The sequence below is a fragment of the Citrobacter sp. wls615 genome (genome assembly GCF_005281355.1).
In the GTDB taxonomy this organism is placed as follows: domain Bacteria; phylum Pseudomonadota; class Gammaproteobacteria; order Enterobacterales; family Enterobacteriaceae; genus Citrobacter; species Citrobacter werkmanii.
Map to the genome: position 1 here is coordinate 42,587 of NZ_SZXM01000008.1, position 24,085 is coordinate 66,671.

At 54.1% G+C, this 24,085-nt stretch carries 18 protein-coding genes and 1 pseudogene; 11 read left to right on the top strand and 8 right to left on the bottom strand.

Annotation, left to right across the window (positions count from 1 at the left end):
- Nucleotides 1-132 precede the first annotated feature (132 nt).
- The 5 genes from mrcB (at nt 133) to fhuB (ending at nt 8,865) form a co-directional block, all read left to right on the top strand.
- Nucleotides 133-2,670, top strand: coding sequence for a bifunctional glycosyl transferase/transpeptidase (gene mrcB, locus FDX04_RS03640; protein WP_137360278.1), 2,538 nt, complete (start codon nt 133-135; stop codon nt 2,668-2,670).
- A 306-nt stretch (nt 2,671-2,976) separates the two neighbouring features.
- Entirely contained in the window at nt 2,977-5,151 is a 2,175-nt protein-coding gene (gene fhuA / locus FDX04_RS03645; RefSeq protein ID WP_137370449.1) for a ferrichrome porin FhuA, read from the top strand.
- Between the two features lie 47 nt (nt 5,152-5,198).
- Nucleotides 5,199-5,996 (top strand): Fe3+-hydroxamate ABC transporter ATP-binding protein FhuC, encoded by a 798-nt coding sequence (fhuC, locus tag FDX04_RS03650; RefSeq protein WP_137360280.1) that lies wholly within the window; start codon nt 5,199-5,201, stop codon nt 5,994-5,996.
- On the top strand, nt 5,996-6,886 hold the full coding sequence (fhuD, locus tag FDX04_RS03655; protein ID WP_137370450.1) for a Fe(3+)-hydroxamate ABC transporter substrate-binding protein FhuD: 891 nt from the start codon (nt 5,996-5,998) through the stop codon (nt 6,884-6,886). Before fhuC ends, fhuD begins: the two co-directional genes overlap by 1 nt.
- On the top strand, nt 6,883-8,865 hold the full coding sequence (gene fhuB, locus FDX04_RS03660) for a Fe(3+)-hydroxamate ABC transporter permease FhuB (RefSeq protein WP_137370451.1): 1,983 nt from the start codon (nt 6,883-6,885) through the stop codon (nt 8,863-8,865). The genes fhuD and fhuB overlap by 4 nt, the downstream gene beginning before the upstream one ends.
- A gap of 113 nt (nt 8,866-8,978) precedes the next feature.
- On the opposite strand, the gene hemL is transcribed toward fhuB, so the two are convergent.
- Nucleotides 8,979-10,259: a glutamate-1-semialdehyde 2,1-aminomutase gene (gene hemL / locus FDX04_RS03665; RefSeq protein ID WP_137360283.1), complete on the bottom strand. Its 1,281-nt coding sequence runs from the start codon at nt 10,257-10,259 to the stop codon at nt 8,979-8,981.
- 168 nt (nt 10,260-10,427) lie between these two features.
- On the opposite strand from hemL, the gene clcA reads away from it, so the two are divergent.
- The 3 genes and pseudogenes from clcA (at nt 10,428) to erpA (ending at nt 12,275) form a co-directional block, all read left to right on the top strand.
- Nucleotides 10,428-11,849: a H(+)/Cl(-) exchange transporter ClcA gene (clcA, locus tag FDX04_RS03670; protein WP_042312194.1), complete on the top strand. Its 1,422-nt coding sequence runs from the start codon at nt 10,428-10,430 to the stop codon at nt 11,847-11,849.
- 23 nt (nt 11,850-11,872) lie between these two features.
- A pseudogene (yadW, locus tag FDX04_RS24280) lies at nt 11,873-11,938 on the top strand (small protein YadW).
- Nucleotides 11,931-12,275, top strand: coding sequence for an iron-sulfur cluster insertion protein ErpA (erpA, locus tag FDX04_RS03675; RefSeq protein ID WP_006686771.1), 345 nt, complete (start codon nt 11,931-11,933; stop codon nt 12,273-12,275). Before yadW ends, erpA begins: the two are co-directional and overlap by 8 nt.
- 119 nt (nt 12,276-12,394) lie before the next feature.
- On the opposite strand, the gene FDX04_RS03680 is transcribed toward erpA, so the two are convergent.
- From FDX04_RS03680 to mtnN, 3 genes are read right to left on the bottom strand one after another with little or no spacing between them, the layout of a single operon-like run.
- Entirely contained in the window at nt 12,395-13,018 is a 624-nt protein-coding gene (locus FDX04_RS03680) for a TRIC cation channel family protein (RefSeq protein WP_137360284.1), read from the bottom strand.
- A gap of 37 nt (nt 13,019-13,055) precedes the next feature.
- A complete protein-coding gene (gene btuF, locus FDX04_RS03685; RefSeq protein ID WP_137370452.1) occupies nt 13,056-13,856 on the bottom strand; it encodes a vitamin B12 ABC transporter substrate-binding protein BtuF in 801 nt (266 codons plus the stop codon).
- Complete coding sequence (mtnN, locus tag FDX04_RS03690; protein WP_042312191.1) at nt 13,849-14,547, bottom strand: 5'-methylthioadenosine/S-adenosylhomocysteine nucleosidase; 699 nt, start codon at nt 14,545-14,547, stop codon at nt 13,849-13,851. The genes btuF and mtnN overlap by 8 nt, the downstream gene beginning before the upstream one ends.
- A gap of 83 nt (nt 14,548-14,630) precedes the next feature.
- Here mtnN and dgt point away from each other — a divergent pair, with 83 nt between their 5' ends.
- The 3 genes from dgt to cdaR all read left to right on the top strand — a co-directional run bounded on the left by dgt (nt 14,631) and on the right by cdaR (nt 19,016).
- A complete protein-coding gene (gene dgt / locus FDX04_RS03695; RefSeq protein ID WP_042312189.1) occupies nt 14,631-16,148 on the top strand; it encodes a dGTPase in 1,518 nt (505 codons plus the stop codon).
- 129 nt (nt 16,149-16,277) lie between these two features.
- Nucleotides 16,278-17,711 carry a serine endoprotease DegP gene (gene degP, locus FDX04_RS03700; protein WP_005132129.1) on the top strand — a complete coding sequence of 478 codons (1,434 nt, stop codon included), beginning with the start codon at nt 16,278-16,280 and terminating at the stop codon, nt 17,709-17,711.
- A gap of 147 nt (nt 17,712-17,858) precedes the next feature.
- Nucleotides 17,859-19,016 carry a DNA-binding transcriptional regulator CdaR gene (gene cdaR, locus FDX04_RS03705; protein WP_137360286.1) on the top strand — a complete coding sequence of 386 codons (1,158 nt, stop codon included), beginning with the start codon at nt 17,859-17,861 and terminating at the stop codon, nt 19,014-19,016.
- A 62-nt stretch (nt 19,017-19,078) separates the two neighbouring features.
- Here cdaR and FDX04_RS03710 read toward each other — a convergent pair whose 3' ends face one another.
- The 4 genes from FDX04_RS03710 to map all read right to left on the bottom strand — a co-directional run bounded on the left by FDX04_RS03710 (nt 19,079) and on the right by map (nt 24,011).
- Nucleotides 19,079-19,465: a DUF3461 family protein gene (locus FDX04_RS03710; RefSeq protein WP_003018562.1), complete on the bottom strand. Its 387-nt coding sequence runs from the start codon at nt 19,463-19,465 to the stop codon at nt 19,079-19,081.
- 109 nt (nt 19,466-19,574) lie between these two features.
- Nucleotides 19,575-20,399, bottom strand: coding sequence for a 2,3,4,5-tetrahydropyridine-2,6-dicarboxylate N-succinyltransferase (dapD, locus tag FDX04_RS03715; RefSeq protein WP_006686779.1), 825 nt, complete (start codon nt 20,397-20,399; stop codon nt 19,575-19,577).
- Between the two features lie 31 nt (nt 20,400-20,430).
- Nucleotides 20,431-23,103 carry a bifunctional uridylyltransferase/uridylyl-removing protein GlnD gene (glnD, locus tag FDX04_RS03720; RefSeq protein ID WP_137360287.1) on the bottom strand — a complete coding sequence of 891 codons (2,673 nt, stop codon included), beginning with the start codon at nt 23,101-23,103 and terminating at the stop codon, nt 20,431-20,433.
- A gap of 113 nt (nt 23,104-23,216) precedes the next feature.
- Entirely contained in the window at nt 23,217-24,011 is a 795-nt protein-coding gene (gene map / locus FDX04_RS03725) for a type I methionyl aminopeptidase (RefSeq protein ID WP_038637400.1), read from the bottom strand.
- Between the last annotated feature and the right edge of the window lie 74 nt (nt 24,012-24,085).

Below are 24,085 nucleotides of genomic sequence, written 5' to 3' on the forward strand. Positions count from 1 at the left end.
ACGGTAGGCCGGATAAGGCGTTTATGCCGCATCCGGCGAAAGAGCGGTAATAATTGAGAGATTTCTTCTTCTGTCGCAGGACGGAAGAACAGAGAATCGGGCCCTTGCGCCTGAATGTTGCGGAGAAAAAGCATGGCGGGGAATGACCGCGAGCCAATTGGACGTAAAGGGAAACCATCGCGTCCGGTAAAACAAAAGGTGAGCCGTCGTCAACTCAGAGATGAAGAGTATGACGACGATTATGATGATGACTATGAGGATGAAGAACCGATGCCGCGTAAGGGTAAGGGCAAAGGGCGTAAGCCTCGTGGTAAGCGCGGCTGGTTCTGGCTGCTGGTAAAACTGTCGATTGTCTTTTTGGTGCTGATCGCCATTTACGGCGTGTATCTGGACCAAAAAATTCGTAGCCGTATTGATGGCAAAGTCTGGCAACTTCCGGCGGCGGTGTATGGCCGCATGGTTAACCTTGAGCCAGAAATGCCCATCGGCAAGAATGAGATGGTGAAGCTGCTGGAGGCCACGCAGTATCGTCAGGTGACGAAGATGACGCGTCCGGGCGAATTCACCGTACAGGCGAAGAGCATTGAGATGATTCGTCGCCCGTTTGACTTCCCGGACAGCAAAGAAGGGCAGGTGCGCGCGCGTCTGACCTTTGACGGCGATCATCTGGACACCATCGAGAATATGGATAACAACCGCCAGTTCGGTTTCTTCCGTCTCGATCCGCGTCTGATCACCATGCTCTCTTCACCTAACGGCGAGCAGCGCCTGTTTGTCCCGCGTAGCGGCTTCCCGGATCTGCTGGTGGACACGCTGTTAGCGACAGAAGACCGTCACTTCTATGAACACGACGGGATCAGTCTCTATTCCATTGGCCGTGCAGTGCTGGCGAACCTGACGGCAGGTCGTACGGTACAAGGGGCCAGTACGCTGACCCAGCAGTTGGTGAAGAACCTGTTCCTCTCCAGCGAGCGCTCCTACTGGCGTAAAGCCAACGAAGCCTATATGGCGCTGATCATGGACGCGCGTTACAGCAAAGACCGTATTCTTGAGCTGTACATGAACGAAGTCTATCTCGGTCAAAGCGGTGACAATGAGATCCGTGGCTTCCCGCTGGCGAGCCTGTATTACTTCGGACGTCCGGTTGAAGAGTTGAGTCTCGACCAACAGGCCCTGCTGGTTGGGATGGTGAAAGGGGCGTCGATTTATAACCCGTGGCGTAACCCGAAGCTGGCGCTGGAGCGTCGTAACCTGGTGCTGCGTCTGCTGCAACAGCAGCAGATTATCGACCAGGATCTGTATGACATGCTGAGCGCGCGTCCGTTAGGCGTGCAACCGCGCGGCGGGGTGATTTCACCACAGCCAGCGTTTATGCAGATGGTGCGTCAGGAGCTACAGGCGAAGCTGGGCGATAAAGTTAAAGATCTCTCCGGTGTGAAAATTTTCACCACCTTTGATTCCGTGGCGCAGGATGCCGCAGAAAAAGCGGCGGTGGAAGGCATTCCGGTGCTGAAGAAACAACGTAAGCTGAGCGATCTGGAAACCGCGATTGTGGTGGTTGATCGCTTTAGCGGCGAAGTTCGCGCCATGGTCGGCGGGGCAGAGCCGCAGTTTGCGGGCTATAACCGTGCGATGCAGGCGCGTCGTTCAATTGGTTCTCTGGCGAAGCCGGCGACCTATCTGACGGCACTTAGCCAGCCGAAGCTGTACCGCCTGAATACCTGGATTGCCGATGCGCCAATTGCGCTGCGTCAGCCGAACGGTCAGGTGTGGTCACCGCAGAACGATGACCGTCGCTATAGCGAAAGCGGTAAAGTGATGCTGGTGGACGCGTTAACGCGCTCAATGAACGTACCCACGGTAAATCTGGGGATGGCGCTGGGCCTGCCCGCTGTAACCGATACCTGGCTGAAGCTGGGGGCGCCGAAAGATCAGCTTAACCCGGTTCCGGCTATGCTGCTGGGGGCGCTGAACCTGACGCCAATCGAAGTGGCGCAGGCGTTCCAGACTATCGCCAGCGGCGGGAACCGCGCGCCGCTGTCGGCGCTGCGCTCGGTGATTGCCGAAGATGGCACGGTGTTGTACCAGAGCTTCCCGCAGGCTGAGCGTGCCGTTCCGGCGCAGGCGGCGTATATGACGCTGTGGACCATGCAGCAGGTGGTTCAGCGTGGTACGGGCCGCCAGCTTGGCGCGAAGTATCCTGGGCTGCATCTGGCAGGTAAAACCGGGACCACCAACAACAACGTCGATACCTGGTTCGCCGGGATCGACGGCAGCCAGGTGACCATCACCTGGGTGGGCCGCGATAACAACCAGCCAACCAAGCTGTACGGTGCCAGCGGCGCGATGTCGATTTACCAGCGTTACCTGGCCAACCAGACCCCGACACCGCTGGTGCTGACGCCGCCGGAGGATGTGGTGGATATGGGCGTAGACTACGACGGTAACTTCGTTTGCAGCGGCGGGATGCGTACGCTTCCGGTATGGACCACCGATCCGGATTCACTGTGTCAACAAGGTGAGATGTTGCAGCAGTCGGGTAATCCGTTCGATCAATCTTCTCAGCAGCCGCAGCAACAGCAGCCTCAACAGCAGCAACCGCCGCAACAAGAGAAGAAGGACGGCGATGGCGTGGCCGGTTGGATTAAAGAGATGTTTGGCGGTAACTAACGCCTGCCTAAAAACCCGCTTCGGCGGGTTTTTCTTTATTCGCGCAAGATACTCACACTGCTATTCAACTATCCGCCATTGTTTTGCCTGATGGCGCTACGCTTATCAGGCCTACTGTGCAAGGGCGTAACGCCTCCTGCCAGCCTAATTTATTAACCCTTTCTTTTCATCTGGTTATTTCTTAACCCCTTAGTTTTAGTAGGGACGCGTATTGCTTGCGCTTGCAACAGCGTTTCGAATATTATGCTCTCGTTATAATAATAATTCTCGTTTACGTTATCATTCACTTTCATCAGAGAAATACCAATGGCGCGTCTTAAAACTGCTCAGCCAAACTCCTCGCTGCGTAAAATTGCAGTAGTGGTAGCCACAGCGGTTAGCGGCATGTCTGTCTATGCACAGGCGGCGGTTCAACCGAAAGAAGAAACTATCACCGTAACCGCAGCGCCTGCCGCACAAGAAAGCGCATGGGGACCTTCGCCGACGATTGCCGCGAAGCGTTCTGCCACCGCCACCAAAACGGATACGCCTATCGAAAAGACGCCGCAGTCTGTTTCGGTAGTGACGCGTGAAGAGATGGATATGCATCAGCCTGGGTCGGTGAAAGAGGCTTTGGCCTATACGCCCGGAGCTGCTGTTTCTACGCGTGGCGCTTCCAGTACTTATGATTTCGTGATTATTCGTGGCTTCTATACGCCAGGGCCCACACCAAACAATTACCTTGATGGTGTCAAGCTACAGGGTGATTACTACAGCTCTGCCGTTGTTGATCCTTACATGCTTGAACGCGTCGAGCTTATGCGCGGGCCAACATCTGTTCTTTACGGGAAAAGTAATCCGGGCGGCTTGATCTCCATGGTCAGCAAAAGCCCGACATCAGAGCCGTTAAAAGAAATTCAATTCAAAATGGGTTCGGATAATCTGTTCCAAACCGGTTTTGATTTCAGCGATTCCCTGGATGACGACGGCGTGTACTCATACCGCCTGACAGGGTTGGCTCGTTCTAATGACGAACAACAGGATTTCGCGAAGCAGAAGCGTTATGCCATTGCTCCAGTGTTTAGCTGGAAGCCTGATGACCGAACCAACCTGACTCTGCGAGCAAACATTCAGAATGAACCGTCAACGGGCTATTACGGCTGGTTGCCGAAACAAGGTACGGTCGATCCGTTACCTGATGGTTCCCGTTTGCCAGTGAGCTTTACGGATTATGCGCCGAACAATACCTATTCGCGTTATGAGCGAATGGTTGGTTACAGCTTTGAACACAGTTTTGATGATACCTTCACTGTGCGTCAAAATTTACGTTATAGCCAAATCAAAACCTCTCAACAGAGTGTGTACGGTTTCGGCGCAGTGGGTAATCAATTGACTCGTCAGATTATCGTCGCCGATGAACGCTATAATGATTTTGGCGTAGATACTCAATTGGAAAGCAAGTTCGCGACGGGAGATGTTGGACACACTCTGCTCACCGGCGTCGACTATTCGCGTCTGCGAAACGATATTGATAACGCCTACGGAAGTGCACCGCCTTTAGATATGAATAATCCGGTGTATGAAGATGTTGATTTCCCTGACGCGAAACCGTTCCAGCTTAACACGCAGCACCAAACTGGCGTGTATGTACAGGACCAACTGGAATGGAATAAATGGGTTGCAACACTGGGAGGCCGCTATGACTGGTCTCAGCAGGCAACCACTATTCGTTCCAGTAATCAGAAAGTTGAGCGTAACGATGAGCAGTTCACCTGGCGCGGCGGGATTAACTATCTCTTCGACAATGGTATTACGCCATACTTCAGCTACAGCGAATCTTTTGAGCCGAACCCTTCTAAAGCATGGGCAGCAACTCCTGCCGACAACGTTGCGTATGCACCGTCAAAAGGTAAGCAATATGAAGCTGGCGTGAAATATATTCCAAAAGATCTGCCCGTTGTTGTTACTGCCGCGGTATATGAGCTGACGAAAACGAATAACCTGACTACCGACCCGCTTAACCCGTATGCGCAGGTTCCGGCGGGTGAAATACGTTCTCGTGGCGTTGAATTAGAAGCAAAAGCCGCAGTGAATGCGAACATTAACCTGACAGCGTCTTATACATATACCGATGCGGAATATACAGAAGACACGACGCTTAAAGGTAAAACACCTGTTCAGGTACCAAAAAACATGGCCTCTCTGTGGGGGGATTACACCTTCTACGAAGGCCCGTTATCTGGGTTAACGCTGGGAACCGGTGGCCGTTATGTCGGTTCTAGCTATGGTGATCCTGGAAATACTTTCAAGGTGGGTAGCTCAACCGTGATGGATGCCGTCGTTAAATACGATCTCGCTCGTCTCGGTATGGCAGGTTCCAGCGTTGCGGTTAACGTTACTAATCTGTTTGACCGTGAATACGTTGCCAGCTGCTTTGATACCTATGGCTGCTTCTGGGGCGCAGAACGTCAGGTCGTTGCAACCGCAACCTTCCGTTTCTAATTTCTCTTTGGGCACGCTTTGCGTGCCCGTTTTACAAGTTGGCTGCTATGCAGGAAAACAGATCCCATCCCGACACCACTTTTGCGTTGCGTAATGTCTCCTTTCGTGTGCCAGGGCGCACGCTTTTGCATCCCCTCTCGTTAACGTTTCCTGTGGGAAAAGTGACAGGACTTATCGGTCACAACGGTTCCGGAAAATCGACGTTACTGAAAATGCTGGGACGTCATCAGCCGCCGTCAGAAGGCGAAATCCTGCTAGACGACCAGCCGCTGGAGAGCTGGAGCAGTAAAGCGTTTGCCCGCAAGGTTGCTTACCTGCCGCAGCAACTGCCGCAGGCTGAAGGGATGACCGTCCGCGAGCTGGTGGCCATTGGCCGCTACCCGTGGCATGGCGCGCTGGGACGGTTTGGTGTGGCTGACCGGGAGAAAGTAGAAGAAGCCATTTCGTTGGTGGGCTTAAAACCTTTAGCGCATCGTCTGGTCGATAGCCTGTCCGGTGGGGAACGCCAGCGTGCGTGGATCGCCATGCTGGTGGCGCAGGACAGCCGCTGTCTGCTACTTGACGAACCGACCTCCGCGCTGGATATCGCCCATCAGGTTGACGTGCTGGCGCTGGTGCATCGCTTAAGCCATCAGCGTGGGCTGACGGTGGTTGCGGTGCTACACGATATCAACATGGCGGCCCGCTATTGCGATTACTTAGTTGCGCTGCGCGGCGGTGAAATGATTGCGCAAGGAACGCCGGCTGAACTGATGCGCAGTGAAACGCTGGAACAGATTTACGGCATCCCGATGGGCATTTTGCCGCATCCGGCCGGTGCCGCACCCGTGAGTTTTGTCTATTAATGATCGGATTACCTCATATTACCCGTCGGCGGCTGCTGACGGCGATGGCGCTGTCGCCGCTGCTGTGGCGGATGAATACGGCGCACGCGGCGGCGATTGATCCACAGCGTATTGTGGCGCTGGAATGGTTACCGGTAGAGCTATTGCTGGCGCTGGGTATTACGCCGTATGGCATTGCCGATATCCCTAACTACAAGCTGTGGGTCAATGAGCCTCCATTGCCGGAGTCGGTGATTGACGTCGGGCTACGTACGGAACCCAATCTCGAACTGCTGACCGAAATGAAGCCCTCGTTTCTGGTGTGGTCGGCTGGTTATGGCCCCGCCCCCGAAAAGCTCGCGCGGATTGCCCCCGGGCAGGGATTTAATTTCAGTGATGGCAAAAAGCCGCTGGCCGTTGCGCGAAAATCGCTGCAGGAAATGGCGCAATTGCTGAATCTGTCAGCCTCCGCTGAACGCCATCTGGCCGAGTACGATCGTTTTATCGCCAGCCTGAAACCGCGCTTTATGCAACGTGGCGCGCGCCCCGTGCTCCTGACATCCCTGCTTGATTCGCGGCATATGCTGGTGTTTGGGCCGAACAGCCTGTTTCAGGAGGTGCTGGACGAATATGGGATCCACAACGCCTGGCAGGGAGAAACCAACTTCTGGGGCAGCACTGCTGTGAGTATTGACCGTCTGGCTGCTTATAAGGATGTTGATGTGCTGTGCTTTGATCACGGCAACGATAAAGAGATGGCTGCGCTGATGTCTACGCCATTATGGCAGGCGATGCCGTTTGTCCGTGACGGACGTTTTCAGCGCGTGCCTGCCGTCTGGTTTTATGGCGCAACGCTGTCCGCGATGCATTTTGCCCGCATTCTGGATAATGCGCTGGGAGGCAAAGCGTGAGTAAACGAATTGCGCTGTTCCCAACGCTTCTTCTGGCGGTTCTGTTTGTCGCTGCCTGCTGGCTGACCTGGGTTAACTTCTCTGTTGCGCTACCGCGCAGTCAGTGGCAACAGGCTATCTGGTCACCGGATATCAATGCTATTGAGCAGATGGTTTTCCACTACAGCTTGCTGCCGAGGTTGGCAATTTCGCTGTTGGTCGGTGCCGGGCTGGGCCTGGTCGGCGTGTTGTTCCAGCAGGTGCTGCGTAACCCACTGGCAGAACCCACTACGTTAGGTGTCGCAACCGGGGCGCAGTTAGGTATTACGGTCACGACGCTGTGGGCGATTCCGGGGGCGCTGACCGCGCAATTTGCGGCGCTGGCAGGGGCCTGTATCGTTGGCGCGCTGGTGTTTGGCGTTGCCTGGGGCAAACGTCTTTCCCCCGTGACGCTAATCCTTGCCGGTCTGGTGGTCAGCCTGTACTGCGGGGCGATTAACCAGTTGATGGTGCTCTTCCATCACGATCAGCTGCAAAGCATGTTTTTATGGAGCAGTGGCTCGCTGACGCAAACCGACTGGAGTGGCGTTCAGCGTTTGTGGCCGCAACTGCTGGGCGGCGTGATGTTGACGCTGCTGTTATTACGCCCAATGACGCTGATGGGGCTGGATGACGGCGTGGCGCGCAACCTTGGGCTGGCGCTATCGCTGGCGCGTCTGGCGGCACTGACGCTGGCGATTGTCATCAGCGCCTTGCTGGTTAACGCCGTCGGAATTATCGGTTTTATCGGTCTGTTTGCGCCGCTGCTGGCAAAAATGCTCGGTGCCCGGCGCTTACTGGCGCGTCTGTTGCTGGCCCCGTTGATTGGCGCGCTGATCCTCTGGCTCTCCGATCAAATCATTCTGTGGCTAACCCGCGTCTGGATGGAAGTCTCCACCGGCTCGGTGACGGCACTGGTTGGCGCGCCGCTGCTGCTGTGGCTGCTGCCGCGCCTTAAAAGCATGAGCGCACCGGATATGAATGCCAGCAACCGCATCGCCGCTGAGCGTCAAAATGTACTGATGTTTGCGCTGGCGGGCGGTGCGATTTTACTGCTGGCGGTTGTCGTGGCGTTGTCGTTCGGACGTGATGCACACGGCTGGACATGGGCCAGCGGCGTGATGCTTGATGAACTGATGCCCTGGCGCTGGCCACGTATTCTGGCGGCGCTGATTGCCGGAGTGATGCTGGCGGTTGCGGGCTGTATTATTCAGCGTCTGACCGGAAATCCAATGGCCAGCCCGGAAGTCCTGGGTATTAGCTCCGGCGCGGCATTTGGCGTAGTGCTCATGCTGTTTCTGGTGCCCGGCAATGCCTTTGGCTGGCTACTCCCCGCCGGGAGCCTCGGAGCGGCAGTCACTCTGCTTATCATCATGGTTGCCGCCGGGCGCGGCGGTTTTTCGCCGCACCGTATGCTGCTGGCAGGGATGGCGCTCAGCACGGCGTTTACAATGCTGCTGATGATGCTGCAGGCCAGCGGCGACCCGCGCATGGCGGGCGTGTTGACCTGGATCTCTGGCTCAACCTATAACGCGACAGGCGAGCAGGTATTGCGTACCGGGATAGTGATGGTTTTCTTGCTGGTGCTGACGCCGCTGTGCCGTCGTTGGTTGACGATTTTACCGCTCGGCGGCGATACGGCGCGGGCGGTCGGTATGGCGTTGACGCCGTCACGCGTGGGGTTACTGCTGTTGGCGGCGGGATTGACGGCGACAGCAACCATGACGATTGGGCCGTTGAGCTTTGTCGGGCTGATGGCGCCGCATATTGCTCGCATGATGGGTTTTCGCCGGGCGATGCCGCATATACTGATTTCGGCGCTGGCGGGAGGCGTGCTGCTGGTCTTTGCCGACTGGTGCGGCAGAATGGTGCTGTTTCCGTATCAGATCCCGGCGGGATTACTGTCGACATTTATCGGCGCGCCGTACTTTATCTATCTGCTGAGAAAGCAGAGCCGCTGAGGCTGATTCTTTTCATGTAGGCAGGATAAGACGCTCGCGTCGCCATCCGGCAATAAAAAAGCCGGGTGGCGGCTTCGCCTTACCCGGCCTACGTTGTTTCTGTACGTTCTCTTTTACAGTTTCGCAAACACCCGACGCGCGGCGTCGATGGTGTTATTGATATCTTCTTCACTGTGCGCCACAGACATAAAGCCCGCTTCGAAGGCGGACGGCGCCAGGTAAATCCCTTCATCCAGCATCATGTGGAAGAAACGCTTAAAGCGTTCAACGTCGCATGCCATCACATCCTGATAGCAGGTCACGGTTTCTGCATCGGTGAAGAAAATCCCGAACATCCCGCCCACATGGTTAACCACCAGCGGAATATTGGCGTCTTTGGCCGCTTCCAACAGACCTTCCGCCAGACGCGTTGTCAGTTCGTTCAGCGTTTCATGAATACCCGGTTGCGCCACTTCGGTCAGACAAGCAAAGCCCGCCGCCATTGCAATCGGGTTACCGGACAGCGTACCCGCCTGGTAAACCGGACCGGTCGGCGCCAGCGCGTCCATCACATCACGACGGCCACCGAATGCGCCAACGGGCATCCCGCCACCGATGATTTTACCCAGGCAGGTCAGGTCCGGAACAACGCCGTAATAATCTTGAGCACCGGCCAGTGCCACGCGGAAACCGGTCATCACTTCATCGATAATCAACAGCGCGCCAAACTCATCGCACAATGCACGCAGGCCTGGCAGGAATTCTGGCAGCGGCGGGATGCAGTTCATGTTGCCGGCGACCGGCTCAACGATGATACAGGCGATCTCCTGCGGGTACTGTTCAAACGCTGCACGCACTGAAGAGAGATCGTTATAGGTGCAGGTCAGGGTGTGTTTCGCGAAATCAGCTGGAACGCCAGGGGAGTTCGGCTGGCCCAGCGTTAACGCGCCGGAACCGGCTTTGACCAGCAGGCAGTCAGCATGGCCGTGGTAGCAGCCTTCAAATTTGATGATCTTATCGCGACCGGTAAAACCGCGCGCCAGACGGATGGCGCTCATTGTCGCTTCCGTACCGGAGTTCACCATGCGCACCATGTCCATGGTCGGCACGAGTTCAGTGACCAGCTCCGCCATTTTCACTTCCATCTCGGTTGGCGCGCCGAAGCTTAAACCGCGTTCTGCGGCTTCAATCACCGCATTACGGATTGCCGGATGGTTGTGACCCAGTACCATCGGTCCCCAGGAACCGACGTAGTCGACATAGGCTTTACCATCGACATCGTACAGATACGCGCCGTCCGCTTTTTCGATAAACAGCGGAGTACCACCCACGCCAGTAAAGGCGCGAACGGGGGAGTTAACGCCGCCGGGGATAAGTTCGCGTGCTGCGCTGTAGAGATTTTCAGACTTACTCATGGATGGGGTCCTGGTTCGTAGAAAAAGTAAATGCCCGCTATTCTAGTTATTCAGAGAAGGTTATGAAAGTTTTACGCAATTGAAACAATGCGATTTGCAGGGGATTTTCGTGAAATGTGCGAGTAGAATGCCGATTCCGTATTTGTATTACCAATTAATGATCATCTGATGAAGACAGACACTCCCTCTTTTGAAGCACAACAAATTGTGCGTTTACGCCGCAGGGATCAAATCCGTCGACTCCTGGAACGAGACAAAACGCCGTTGGCGATCCTCTTGATGGCCGCGGTAGTGGGGACCGTGACGGGACTAGTGGGCGTAGCCTTTGAGAAAGCGGTGACCTGGGTGCAGAATCAGCGCATAGGCGCGCTGGCTCAGGTTGCGGACCATGCCATTCTGCTGTGGCCGCTGGCGTTTATCCTCTCTGCATTGCTGGCGATGGTCGGCTATTTTCTGGTGCGTAAATTTGCACCGGAAGCGGGCGGTTCGGGGATCCCAGAGATTGAAGGCGCTTTGGAAGAGTTACGACCCGTGCGCTGGTGGCGCGTTCTGCCGGTGAAATTTATCGGCGGTATGGGCACTCTGGGCGCTGGGATGGTGCTCGGGCGAGAAGGGCCGACCGTGCAGATTGGTGGCAACATTGGACGCATGGTGCTGGATATTTTCCGTATGCGCAGCGCCGAAGCGCGGCATACCCTGCTGGCTACCGGTGCTGCAGCGGGCTTGTCGGCGGCGTTTAATGCTCCTCTGGCGGGGATCCTGTTCATTATTGAAGAGATGCGTCCACAGTTTCGCTATAACCTCGTGTCGATCAAAGCCGTGTTTACCGGCGTCATCATGTCGAGCATTGTGTTTCGCGTTTTCAACGGTGAAGCCCCGATTATTGAAGTTGGCAAGCTCTCCAATGCGCCGGTGAATACGCTGTGGCTGTATCTGGTGCTGGGGATTATTTTTGGCTGCGTCGGACCATTGTTTAATACCATGGTGTTGCGTACCCAGGACATGTTCCAGCGTTTCCACGGTGGCGAGATTAAAAAATGGGTGCTCATGGGCGGTGCGATTGGCGGCCTGTGCGGGATCCTTGGATTAATTAAACCTGAAGCGGCAGGTGGCGGGTTTAACCTGATCCCGATTGCTGCGGCAGGCAATTTTAGCGTCGGTCTGCTGCTGTTTATCTTTATTACCCGGGTTATTACCACGCTGCTGTGCTTCTCGTCCGGTGCGCCTGGTGGGATTTTTGCCCCGATGCTGGCGTTGGGCACGCTGCTTGGTACCGCGTTCGGTATGGCCGCAGCGGCCTCCTTTCCGCATTATCACCTCGAGGCCGGGACCTTCGCCATCGCCGGAATGGGGGCATTGTTGGCGGCGTCGGTAAGGGCGCCGCTCACCGGTATTGTGCTGGTGCTGGAGATGACCGATAACTATCAGCTCATTTTGCCAATGATTATTACCTGTCTTGGCGCAACACTATTAGCCCAATTTATGGGCGGAAAGCCGCTATACTCGACTATCCTTGCCCGCACGCTGGCAAAACAGGAAGCGGAGCAGGCGGCAAAAAGCCAGGGTACCGCCGCTGGCGAGAATACTTGAACGAAATACCAGGGTATTAGATAATGGCTTTAACCATTGGGTTATAATTTGCCCAATTGCCAATGTCGTTTGGAGCAAAATATGAGTGATGACGTAGCGCTGCCACTGCAATTTACTGAAGCAGCAGCCAATAAAGTAAAAAGCCTGATCGCTGACGAAGATAACCCGAACCTGAAATTACGCGTGTATATCACCGGCGGTGGTTGCAGTGGTTTTCAGTATGGTTTCACCTTTGATGATCAGGTGAACGATGGTGACATGACCATTGAAAAACAAGGTGTTGGTCTGGTGGTTGATCCGATGAGCCTGCAATATCTGGTGGGTGGTTCGGTTGACTATACCGAAGGTCTGGAAGGTTCCCGCTTCGTTGTGACTAACCCGAATGCTAAAAGCACCTGCGGGTGTGGTTCTTCTTTCAGCATCTGATTGCTGTCTGTAATACTGATGGTCTGATGTTGTAGGCCCGGTAAGCGCAGCGCCACCGGGCAATGTGCCGGATGGCGGCGTAAACGCCTTATCCGGCCTACATGTTCTGTATCGTCATATCAACGTCCGTTATCATCCAGCGCAAACGTCGGCAATTTCAAATGCCAGCGAATGGCGGCCAGCCGAATCAGCAGGGTGACAATCATCCCCATCATACTGGCGTTTTCCAGTGAAATATCAAAGGTATAAAACGCGGTCGCATGTACGATCCCGCCGATAATGCAGGCTGTCGCGTAGATTTCGGTGCGCAAAATCATCGGTACTTCACGGGCTAATACGTCACGAATGATCCCACCGCCAACGCCGGTAATCACTCCCATACAAATCGCCACCAGAGGCCCTGTTCCGGCTATAAAAGCTTTGTTGACGCCAATGCCCACGAATACCGCCAGACCAACGGCATCCAGCACCGGCAGGATCCACTTCGGCAACCGTCGGGGCTGACGCACCAGCAGGATCGTCAGCATGCTGGTGATCATCGCCACCACCAGATCGGTAGGATCCTTAACCCAAAACACCGGTCCGTTATCCAGCGCCATATCGCGGATCGTCCCGCCACCGACGGCTGTTACCACGCCTAAGACCAGAACGCCGAACGGATCCATACGCAGTTTACCGGCAAGCAATACGCCAGAGATAGCAAATACCGCGGTACCGACAATATCCAGCCAATAGACGAGCATGTTTAAATCCTCACAACAAACCTGGTGGGGGCAGGCGCTAATTTACCTGTGAAAGCGCATTGCAGAGTTGTTTTGCGGCGAGGATAATACGCGGGCTCGCGCGTTCGAACCAGTCACTATTAAGTGTAATAATGGGTATTTTTAGCTGGTTTCCCCAGTATTGCTCAATTTTCAGCGTTTCGCCCGAACCACCGGTGGCAACGATAGCCTGCGGCGCTCTTGCCAGGACCTGTTCACGGCTAACCTGCGGCCAGGGAACCCGGCTGCCAGCAAAAATGTTTTCTCCACCGCATACCTCAAGAACCTCATGTTGAATGGAGCCTTTTCCACTGGTAAACAGAGGATTCGCCCCAAACTGGAGAAACACGCGTTTTTTCGGTTTGTTGGCATACTGAGATTTTAGTAAAGCATATTCATCAAGCAACGTTTTTGCTGCCTGTTTGGCCTGCTCTGGCCTGGGGCTCCATGGCGCCAACTGGCGTAGCGCATCGGCGACCTGCTCAATGGTAACGGCATCCACCCAGACGACCTTAATGCCCAGCGCGGTTAGCTGATTAACCTGCCGCTCAGCATTTCCTCCGCGCCAGGCGACGACCAAATCCGGTTTCAACGCCACAATGCGTTCCAGATTCATGCCTTGCCAGCTTGAGACCTCTTCAATATTTTTGGCCTCGGGCGGGTAATTTGAATAGCTACTGACGCCAACGGGGGTAATGCCGGCGGCAAAGGCGAGTTCAGTATTAGCGGGAGAAAGCGTAACAACACGCGGTGCGGCGTAAAGGAACGCCGGGAGAGTGAAAAGCAGGGCGACCAGCGCCCTGGAGAGTAATTTAGCCATGCGCCAGTTTCTGTACCAGCGTTTCAACCATCAGGCTTGACTGCTTCGCGGCGACCACCAGGAACTCGTCAAAGCTGAGATGGGACTGCTGATCGGCGACGTCAGAGATGGCGCGAACTACGACGAACGGCACGTTAAAATTGTGGCAAACATGCGCAATCGCGGTTGCTTCCATCTCAACGGCAATCGCCTGTGGGAAGTTATGTTGAATTTTTGCCAGGCCAACAGAGCCATTAATGAAGGCATCGCCGCTGACGATAAGCCCACGGACAGCATTCAGATTCAGTTCTGCAATGCAGGCTTCTGCCGCAGCAATCAGTGCAGGATCGGCTTTAAAACCCGCCGGGCAACCCGGTAGCTGACCAAATTCATAGCCAAAGGCCGTGACGTCGGCATCGTGATAGCGCGCTTCATCAGAAACCACGATATCGCCGACTTTCAGCGTAGAGGCCAGGCCGCCCGCTGAACCGGTATTAATGATGGCGTCCGGCTTGCAGCGTTCAAGCAGCAACGTAGCGCCCAGTGCAGCAGCGACTTTACCGATGCCTGATTTCAGTAGCGCAACCTCAGTACCGTTCAGTTGGCCGGTGTAAATTTCACAACCGCCGAGAGCGATGGTCTGACGGTTTTCGATTTTGTCACGCAGTAGCGTAACTTCTTCTTCCATTGCACCAATGATGCCGATTTTCATAGATTTACTCGCGATAAGCCAGATTTGAGGGCATAGTCTATCATGCGCTTAAGGGGTAGCGCATTTCTCAGGCGGGAGAGGACATGGCACAGATCGATTTCCGAAAAAAAATAAACTGGCATCGTCGTTACCGTTCGCCGCAGGGCGTGAAGACTGAGCATGAGATCCTGCGTATTTTCGAAAGCGATCGTGGACGTATTATAAATTCTCCGGCAATTCGCCGACTGCAACAAAAGACCCAGGTCTTTCCGCTGGAACGTAATGCGGCGGTGCGCACGCGTTTAACGCACTCAATGGAAGTTCAGCAGGTTGGCCGCTATATCGCGAAAGAGATCCTCAGCCGACTAAAAGAGCAAAAGTTGCTGGAGCAGTATGGCCTGGATGAACTGACGGGGCCGTTTGAAAGTATTGTCGAAATGTCCTGCCTGATGCACGACATTGGCAATCCGCCGTTTGGTCACTTTGGTGAAGCGGCAATTAATGACTGGTTCCGCCAGCGACTGTATCCCGCAGATGCGGAAAGTCAGCCACTCAGCGATGACCGCTGTCTGGTGGCGGCATTACGTTTGCGCGAAGGCGAAGAGTCGCTGAATGATATTCGCCGTAAGGTGCGACAAGATTTGTGTCATTTTGAAGGTAATGCGCAAGGGATTCGTCTGGTACATACCCTGATGCGCATGAATCTTACCTGGGCGCAGGTTGGCGGTATTTTGAAATATACCCGTCCGGCGTGGTGGCGTGGTAATGCGCCCGCAACACACAACTATTTAATGAAGAAACCAGGCTATTATCTTTCTGAAGAACTGTATATTGAGAGGTTACGTAAAGAATTATCATTAGCGCCTTACAGTCGCTTTCCATTAACCTGGATTATGGAAGCTGCCGATGATATCTCTTATTGCGTGGCCGATCTGGAAGATGCCGTTGAGAAAAGAATCTTTAGCGTCGAGCAACTTTATCACCATCTGCATGAGGCGTGGGGACACCACGAAAAAGGTTCCCTGTTCAGTCTGGTGGTAGAGAACGCCTGGGAGAAATCACGTTCAAATACATTAAGCCGGAGTACCGAAGATCAGTTCTTTATGTATTTACGCGTTAATACATTGAATAAACTGGTGCCGTACGCTGCTCAGCGATTTATCGATAACTTGCCGCAGATTTTTGAGGGATGTTTTAATCACGCGCTGTTAGAAGATGCCAGTAGCTTCAGCCAGTTGCTGGGTGTCTATAAAAATGTGGCGATAAAACATGTGTTTAGCCACCCAGACGTTGAGCAACTGGAGTTACAGGGCTATCGGGTGATCAGCGGGCTGCTGGAAATCTATCAACCGTTATTAAAAATGACTCAGTCAGATTTTACTGAACTGGTCGAAAATGAAAGAGTAAAACGTTTTCCTATCGAGTCCCGGTTATTTCAGAAGCTGTCCACTCGCCATCGCCTTGCTTATGTTGAGGCGGTCAGTAAAATATCGGTTGGCTGCGCTGAGTTTTCTGTTCTGGAATATTATTATCGCTGTCGTTTGATTCAGGATTATATCAGCGGGATGACAGATTTATACGCCTGGGATGAATATCGCCGGTTGATGGCAGTAGAGCAATAAATAATCATTTGTAAAGGCCGACAATAAAATTTTACTTTTTCCTTAAACTTAAATCTGGAACTTAGCGCTATAAAACGACTCTGACGTATACAGCAATTTTGCGTTACCTGTTAATCGAGAACGAAACACATGAAAAAAACCACATTAGCAATGAGTGCACTGGCTCTGAGTTTAGGTTTGGCGTTGTCCCCCTTGTCTGCAACAGCGGCTGAAACGGCGTCTTCAGCAACGACCGCCCAACAGATGCCAAGCCTGGCCCCGATGCTTGAAAAAGTGATGCCATCGGTGGTGAGTATTAACGTCGAGGGGAGCACGACGGTGAATACGCCGCGCATGCCGCGTAATTTCCAGCAGTTCTTCGGTGATAATTCCCCATTCTGCCAGGACGGTTCTCCGTTCCAGAGTTCCCCGTTCTGCCAGGGCGGCGCACCGGGCGCTGACAACGGCGGTGGCCAGCAGCAAAAATTTATGGCGCTGGGCTCCGGCGTAATTATTGATGCCGCGAAAGGGTATGTTGTGACCAACAACCACGTGGTGGATAACGCCACGGTGATTAAAGTTCAACTGAGCGATGGACGTAAATTTGACGCGAAGATCGTGGGTAAAGATCCGCGCTCCGATATCGCGCTGATCCAGATTCAGGATCCGAAAAACCTGACAGCAATTAAGCTGGCAGATTCTGACGCGCTGCGCGTGGGTGATTACACCGTGGCAATTGGTAACCCGTTTGGCCTCGGCGAGACCGTTACCTCCGGTATCGTTTCTGCGCTGGGCCGTAGCGGCCTGAATGCGGAAAACTACGAGAACTTTATCCAGACCGATGCTGCGATCAACCGGGGTAACTCCGGTGGCGCCCTGGTCAACCTGAACGGTGAGCTGATCGGGATTAATACCGCGATCCTCGCACCGGACGGCGGTAATATCGGGATCGGCTTTGCAATCCCAAGCAACATGGTGAAAAACCTGACCTCGCAGATGGTTGAGTTCGGCCAGGTTAAACGTGGCGAGCTGGGCATTATGGGTACCGAGCTGAGCTCTGAGCTGGCGAAAGCGATGAAAGTTGACGCCCAGCGTGGCGCATTCGTCAGCCAGGTCATGCCGAACTCTTCCGCAGCGAAAGCGGGTATTAAAGCCGGGGATGTGATTACCTCCCTGAACGGTAAACCTATCAGCAGCTTTGCCGCACTGCGTGCGCAGGTGGGAACTATGCCGGTAGGCAGCAAAATTAACCTTGGCCTGCTGCGCGACGGTAAGCCTGTTACTGTGAATCTGGAACTGCAGCAGAGCAGCCAGACCCAGGTTGATTCCAGCTCTATCTTCAAAGGCATTGAAGGTGCCGATATGAGCAACAAGGGCCAGGACAAAGGGGTCGTGGTAAGCGACGTGAAACCGAATTCTCCGGCTGCACAGATTGGCCTGAAGAAAGGGGATGTGATTATCGGTGCTAACCAGCAACCGGTGAAAAATATCGCCGAACTGCGCAAAATTCTCGACAGCAAACCCGCTGTACTGGCGCTGAACATTCAGCGTGGCGACAGCTCCATCTATCTGTTGATGCAGTAATCTCCCTCAACCCCTTCCTGCACAGGAAGGGGTTTCTTTTTGTGATACCTCCCACAACTCCATACTTCTCTCTTGCGCTTTGTGCATTTGCACAATGTTGTCGCTTGTTATCTTCCTTATGCTTGAGCTCTGCTCACAGGAGGGTTTATGGCTGGCTGGCATCTTGATACCAAAATGGCGCAGGATATCGTGTCGCGTACCATGCGCATCATTGATACCAATATCAACGTAATGGATGCCCGTGGGCGGATAATCGGCAGCGGCGATCGCGAACGAATTGGTGAATTGCACGAAGGCGCGCTGCTGGTGCTTTCTCAGGGGCGGGTGGTCGATATTGACGATGCGGTCGCACGGCATTTACACGGTGTGCGACAGGGGATCAATCTGCCGCTGCGTCTTGACGGCGAAATCGTTGGTGTTATCGGTCTTACCGGCGAACCGGAACATCTGCGCAAATACGGCGAATTGGTGTGTATGACCGCCGAAATGATGCTGGAACAGTCTCGTCTGATGCATCTTTTAGCCCAGGACAGCCGTCTGCGCGAAGAGCTGGTGATGAACCTGATCCAGGCGGAAGAAAATACCCCGGCGCTAATGGAATGGGCGCAGCGTTTAGGCATCGATTTGAACCAGCCGCGCGTGGTAGCGGTAGTCGAAGTCGACAGCGGTCAGCTTGGTGTTGACAGCGCGATGGCTGAACTACAGCAATTACAGAATGCGTTGACCACGCCAGAGCGTAATAATCTGATTGCGATTGTTTCCCTGACTGAGATGGTGGTGCTGAAACCCGCGCTCAATCAGTTTGGCCGCTGGGATGCCGAAGATCATCGCAAGCGCGTTGAACAGCTTATTACCCGGATGAAAGAGAACGGACAGCTGCGTTTTCGCGTCTCACTCGGCAACTATTTTACCGGGCCTGGCAGCATTGCCCGTTCGTATCGTACGGCGCGTACCACCATGATGGTCGGTAAGCAGCGGATGCCGGAAAGCCGAAGCTATTTCTATCAGGATCTGATGCTGCCGGTACTGCTGGACAGCCTGCGCGGCGGCTGGCAGGCCAATGAGTTGGCACGTCCGTTGGTACGGTTAAAAGCAATGGATAATAACGGCTTGCTGCGTCGGACATTGGCGGCATGGTTTCGGCATAACGTTCAGCCGCTGGCGACCTCAAAGGCATTGTTTATTCATCGTAATACGCTGGAATATCGCCTGAATCGTATTTCAGAACTGACCGGGCTGGATTTGGGGAATTTTGACGACAGGCTGCTGCTGTATGTGGCGTTGCAGTTAGATGAGCAGCATTGATTCAGGCAAAATGCCGGGTGGCGGCTTCGCCTTACCCGGCCTACGAATACATCCACTCGCGGTTATTTACGCGTCAGTTTTTCCAGATCGGCTTCAATTTCGCTGATCTTGTTGGTCACGACGCTTTCCAGATGACGTAAATCATCGAGGATCTTACGTTTAAGATCGACTTCGCTGCGATCGCGCTGGCAGATCTGATCCAGTTCATCGATCACGTAGCGCAGGTTGGGGCTGATCTCCTGCACTTCTTTATAACCCTGGCCGACGCCATCGGCGACAACCGTTTTACGCTGACGGGGATATTTGAACTTCACGCTCTTGGCAAAAAACTCGCCTTTATCCTTCTGGAAATAGATTTTCAGGATATCGTTGTTGGCTTCTTGCCGCAGGCTGTAACGATCGATCTCTTCAGGATTAGTAATGCCCAGACTTTTCAGATTGTCATACATAGCGGTACCCTTAAGCTCACTATAACCATTGAATAATTAACGAAAAGCCTTGTTTACGCCACTCGCAGATGTAAAAAAAGCGGGCTAAGCCCGCTTTTTCAAATTGCTGTTAGTCGATGGTGCGTAACAGTTCGTTGATTCCCACTTTGCCACGCGTTTTGGCATCAACCTTTTTCACTATCACCGCGCAGTACAGGCTGTATTTGCCATCTTTCGACGGCAGGTTGCCGGAAACGACAACGGAGCCCGCCGGAACGCGGCCATAATGCACTTCGCCAGTTTCGCGATCATAAATACGGGTGCTCTGGCCGATGTATACGCCCATGGAGATAACGGAGCCTTCTTCGACGATCACGCCTTCTACTACTTCAGAACGCGCACCGATGAAGCAGTTATCTTCAATGATGGTCGGGTTAGCCTGTAACGGCTCCAGTACGCCGCCAATGCCAACGCCGCCGGACAGGTGTACGTTTTTACCGATTTGCGCACAGGACCCGACAGTCGCCCAGGTATCAACCATCGTACCTTCATCAACATAAGCGCCGATGTTTACGTAAGATGGCATCAGCACGGTGTTACGGGCGATAAACGCGCCCTGACGCACGGCCGCAGGCGGAACCACGCGGAAACCTTCCTTCTGAAAGCGCGCTTCGTCATAGTCGGCGAATTTCATCGGCACTTTATCGAAGTAACGGCTTTCCGCACCATCGATAACCTGATTATCGTTAATACGAAAAGAGAGCAGGACCGCTTTTTTCAGCCACTGATGCGTGACCCACTGACCCTCAATCTTTTCTGCGACGCGCAGAGCACCGGAATCCAGTAAAGAAATAACCTGATTCACCGCTTCGCGGGTTACGGTATCCACATTTGCCGGAGTAATGTCGGCACGGCGCTCGAAAGCGGATTCAATAACGTTCTGTAACTGCTGCATTGTTAAACTCTTTCCATAATAAATAAAAACATCACCCTTTATCGTTTGGATTGAGGGCCTCTGTCAACCGTTGATGCACTTCCTGCTGCAGCTCATTATTAAGGGCGCGCCGGTCGGCGGTGGCGATTATGAATAAATCTTCTACTCGCTCGCCAATAGTTGTAATTCGGGCGCCATGCAGCGAAATTCCCAGATCGGCAAAAATCTGCCCGACCCGCGCCAGCAGTCCTGGCTGGTCGAGAGCGATAAGCTCGAGGAATGATTTTCGATCGGTATGAGTTGGTAGAAAAGTCACTTCGGTATCGACGGTGAAATGACGTAATTTTGCCGGCTGGCGACGCGGTTGCGGCGGTTGCCAGCTACGCTGAGTGATCGCCTGTTCCAGCCCAAAACGGATCGCTTCGTGTCGGTCTGACGACAGCGGGCTGCCGTCCGGCTCCAGCACAATGAACGTATCCATCGCCATCCCATCACGGGTGGTGAAAATCTGCGCATCGTGGACGCTCAGATTACGCCGGTCCAGTTCGGCGCAAACGGCGGCAAACAGATACGGGCGATCCGGACTCCAGATAAAGATTTCCGTTCCTCCACGCGTTGCCTGCGGGCTAAGCAGAATGAGCGGCTCTTTGAGGTCATGTTGTAAGAGATGACGCGCATGCCAGGCCAGTTGATTTGGACTGTGGCGTACGAAATAGTTCGCCCGACAGCGTGACCAGATATGGTGCAGCGCTTCTTCATCAATGTTATCCATCCGCAATAACGCCAACGCCTGAAGCTGATGGTGACGCACGCGCTCACGCATATCCGGCGTGTTTTGCATCCCACGGCGTAGCTGTTTTTCCGTGGCAAAGTACAGCTCGCGCAGCAGGCTTTGCTTCCAGCTATTCCACAGCGTTTCGTTGGTGGCGCAAATATCCGCAACGGTCAGGCACACTAAAAAGCGCAGGCGGTGTTCCGTTTGCACTTCTTCGGCGAATTGCTTAATCACTTCGGGATCCTGAATATCGCGACGTTGAGCGGTGACTGACATCAGTAAATGCTGGCGCACCATCCACACGATCAGCTGCGTTTCGCGGGAGTTCAGGCCGTGCAATTCGGCGAATTTGAGGACGTCCTGCGCCCCGAGGACTGAGTGATCGCCGCCGCGGCCTTTGGCGATATCATGGAACAAAGCGGCAATCAGAATTAGCTCCGGCTGCCGCAGGCGCGGCCACAGATCCACACACAGCGGATGGCGCTGGCGGGTATCTTCATTGGCAAAACTTTCCAGCTTGAGCATTACGCGAATGGTGTGTTCGTCCACCGTATAGGCATGAAACAGGTCAAACTGCATTTGGCCGACGATATGCGACCATTGCGGCATATAGGCCCACAACACGCTGTGACGATGCATCGGCAGCAGGCCGCGGCTCACCGCGCCCGGATGGCGCAACATGCTGAGAAACAGCGAGCGCGCTTCCGGGATGTAGCATAGCGGCTGCGTTAAATGACGGCGGGCATGGCGCAAATGGCGCAGGGTGGTGGAGTAAATTCCGCTTATCGCGCTGTTACGCACCATGATGTAAAACATCCGCAATATCGCTTCAGGTTTGCGGATAAACAGGTCATCGTTGCGCAGATCAATCAAGGAGCCGCGCAGTTGAAAGTCGTCATCAATCGGACGCGGCTTTTCGTCGGCGGGCATGGCGAGGATCGCCTCGTCGAACAGCTGCAACAGCATGTGGTTCAGTTCGCTGACCCGTCGTGTGACGCGGAAGTAGTCTTTCATCATCCGCTCGATTGGCTCATTGCCCTCGCCGCCGTAGTTTAGCCGTTGGGCTACGCTAAGCTGACGATCAAACAGCAGGCGGTTATCATAACGACTCACGATCAGGTGCAGAGCAAAGCGTATGCGCCACAGGATATGCAAGCATTCATTCAGCTCGGCACGCTCCGCCAGCGTCAAAAAACCGAAACCAACCATCTCATCCAGTGAGGTTGCACCAAAATGGCGGCGGGCGACCCATTGTAGAGTGTGGATGTCGCGCAGGCCGCCGGGGCTGCTTTTGATATCGGGTTCCAGATTGTAGCTGGTGCCGTGATAACGCTGGTGGCGTTGATTTTGCTCTTCCACTTTGGCGGCGTAAAACTTATCGGACGGCCAGAAACCTTCGCTAAAAATATGCTTTTGTAGCTCAAGAAACAGCGCCACGTCGCCAATCAGCAGGCGTGTTTCTATCAGATTGGTGGCGACGGTTAAATCTGATAAACCTTCCAGCAGACACTCTTCCAGCGTACGCACGCTGTGGCCCACCTCCAGCCTCACGTCCCACAACAGCGTTAACAGCTCACCCACTTTTTCGGCCTGCGCGTCAGGGAGCTTTTTACGGCTGAGGACCAACAGGTCGATATCGGAAAGCGGGTGCAGTTCGCCGCGCCCGTAACCACCAACGGCAACCAGCGCCAGGTCGGCAATTTGGCCAAAACCGGCTTCAATCCACAGGCGCTGTAGCAACTGGTCAATAAATTCGGTACGGGCCTCAATGAGCTGTTCAGCGGAAATTCCGCTGTCAAACGCTTCGCCTAACCAGCGCTGGAACGTGTCGATATGCGCTTTAATGCCGGCGCAGTTGAGATCGTGCTGTGGCCAGGTTCCGGGGTTTTGCGGTTGGCCAGGCAGGGTGGGGAGGGCCGTATTTGCGTGCTGTTCAGGAAGAGTATTCATTATGCGCCACCCATTAAAAAGCCGGATGGCAGCGCGAGCGCCTTATCCGGCCTACGAAGTAGTACAATTTGTAGGCCTGATAAGATGCGAATGCATCGCCATCAGGCAAAACATTATTCGTCGTGTGTGATGATCGCCGGGATGGTGTCATCCTTGCGTAACGTCAGGATCTCACAGCCGTTTTCTGTTACCACAATAGTATGCTCGTACTGAGCAGACAAGCTGCGGTCTTTGGTTTTCACCGTCCAGCCGTCTTTCATAGTGCGGATGCGGTAATCGCCGGCATTCAGCATTGGTTCTACGGTGAAGGTCATGCCCGGCTGCAGTACCACGCCGCCGTCGTCCGCATCGTAGTGCAGAACCTGAGGCTCCTCGTGGAAGCCGCGACCGATACCGTGACCGCAGTATTCACGTACTACAGAGAAGCCTTCGCCTTCCGCGTATTTCTGAATCGCAGCGCCCAACGTGCGCAGGCGAATGCCCGGTTTAACCATCCGCAGCGCCAGATACAGGCTTTCCTGCGTTACACGGCACAGACGTTCGCCCAGAATGGTGGGTTTGCCGACGATAAACATTTTGGAGGTATCGCCGTGGAATTCGTCTTTAATGACGGTCACGTCGATGTTAACGATATCCCCATCTTTCAGGTGCTTCGCGTCGTCCGGGATCCCGTGGCACACCACTTCGTTAATCGAGATACACACGGATTTAGGGTAACCGTGGTAGCCCAGGCACGCGGAAATGGCCTGCTGCTCATTAACTATATAGTCATTACAAATGCGATCCAGTTCGCCGGTGCTGACGCCCGGTTTGATAAACGGTTCGATCATCTCCAGTACTTCCGCCGCCAGACGGCCAGCGACGCGCATTTTTTCGATTTCTTCAGGGGTCTTGATTGAGATAGCCATGAATTCTGTCCATCAGTGCCGATTATTTTCGGCAATAATTGTGTAAGTGCTGACAATGGTATCAGTCAGGGGTG

Excerpts from the sequence above, each read along its gene's own strand:
- cdaR (WP_137360286.1), top strand. The coding sequence starts at position 17,859 with ATGGCTGGCTGGCATCTTGATACCAAAATGGCGCAGGATATCGTGTCG.
- btuF (WP_137370452.1), bottom strand. The coding sequence starts at position 13,856 with ATGGCTAAATTACTCTCCAGGGCGCTGGTCGCCCTGCTTTTCACTCTC.
- dapD (WP_006686779.1), bottom strand. The coding sequence starts at position 20,399 with ATGCAGCAGTTACAGAACGTTATTGAATCCGCTTTCGAGCGCCGTGCC.
- hemL (WP_137360283.1), bottom strand. The coding sequence starts at position 10,259 with ATGAGTAAGTCTGAAAATCTCTACAGCGCAGCACGCGAACTTATCCCC.
- fhuC (WP_137360280.1), top strand. The coding sequence starts at position 5,199 with ATGCAGGAAAACAGATCCCATCCCGACACCACTTTTGCGTTGCGTAAT.
- erpA (WP_006686771.1), top strand. The coding sequence starts at position 11,931 with ATGAGTGATGACGTAGCGCTGCCACTGCAATTTACTGAAGCAGCAGCC.
- FDX04_RS03680 (WP_137360284.1), bottom strand. The coding sequence starts at position 13,018 with ATGCTCGTCTATTGGCTGGATATTGTCGGTACCGCGGTATTTGCTATC.
- degP (WP_005132129.1), top strand. The coding sequence starts at position 16,278 with ATGAAAAAAACCACATTAGCAATGAGTGCACTGGCTCTGAGTTTAGGT.
- mrcB (WP_137360278.1), top strand. The coding sequence starts at position 133 with ATGGCGGGGAATGACCGCGAGCCAATTGGACGTAAAGGGAAACCATCG.
- fhuD (WP_137370450.1), top strand. The coding sequence starts at position 5,996 with ATGATCGGATTACCTCATATTACCCGTCGGCGGCTGCTGACGGCGATG.
- mtnN (WP_042312191.1), bottom strand. The coding sequence starts at position 14,547 with ATGAAAATCGGCATCATTGGTGCAATGGAAGAAGAAGTTACGCTACTG.
- FDX04_RS03710 (WP_003018562.1), bottom strand. The coding sequence starts at position 19,465 with ATGTATGACAATCTGAAAAGTCTGGGCATTACTAATCCTGAAGAGATC.
- dgt (WP_042312189.1), top strand. The coding sequence starts at position 14,631 with ATGGCACAGATCGATTTCCGAAAAAAAATAAACTGGCATCGTCGTTAC.
- map (WP_038637400.1), bottom strand. The coding sequence starts at position 24,011 with ATGGCTATCTCAATCAAGACCCCTGAAGAAATCGAAAAAATGCGCGTC.
- fhuA (WP_137370449.1), top strand. The coding sequence starts at position 2,977 with ATGGCGCGTCTTAAAACTGCTCAGCCAAACTCCTCGCTGCGTAAAATT.
- glnD (WP_137360287.1), bottom strand. The coding sequence starts at position 23,103 with ATGAATACTCTTCCTGAACAGCACGCAAATACGGCCCTCCCCACCCTG.
- clcA (WP_042312194.1), top strand. The coding sequence starts at position 10,428 with ATGAAGACAGACACTCCCTCTTTTGAAGCACAACAAATTGTGCGTTTA.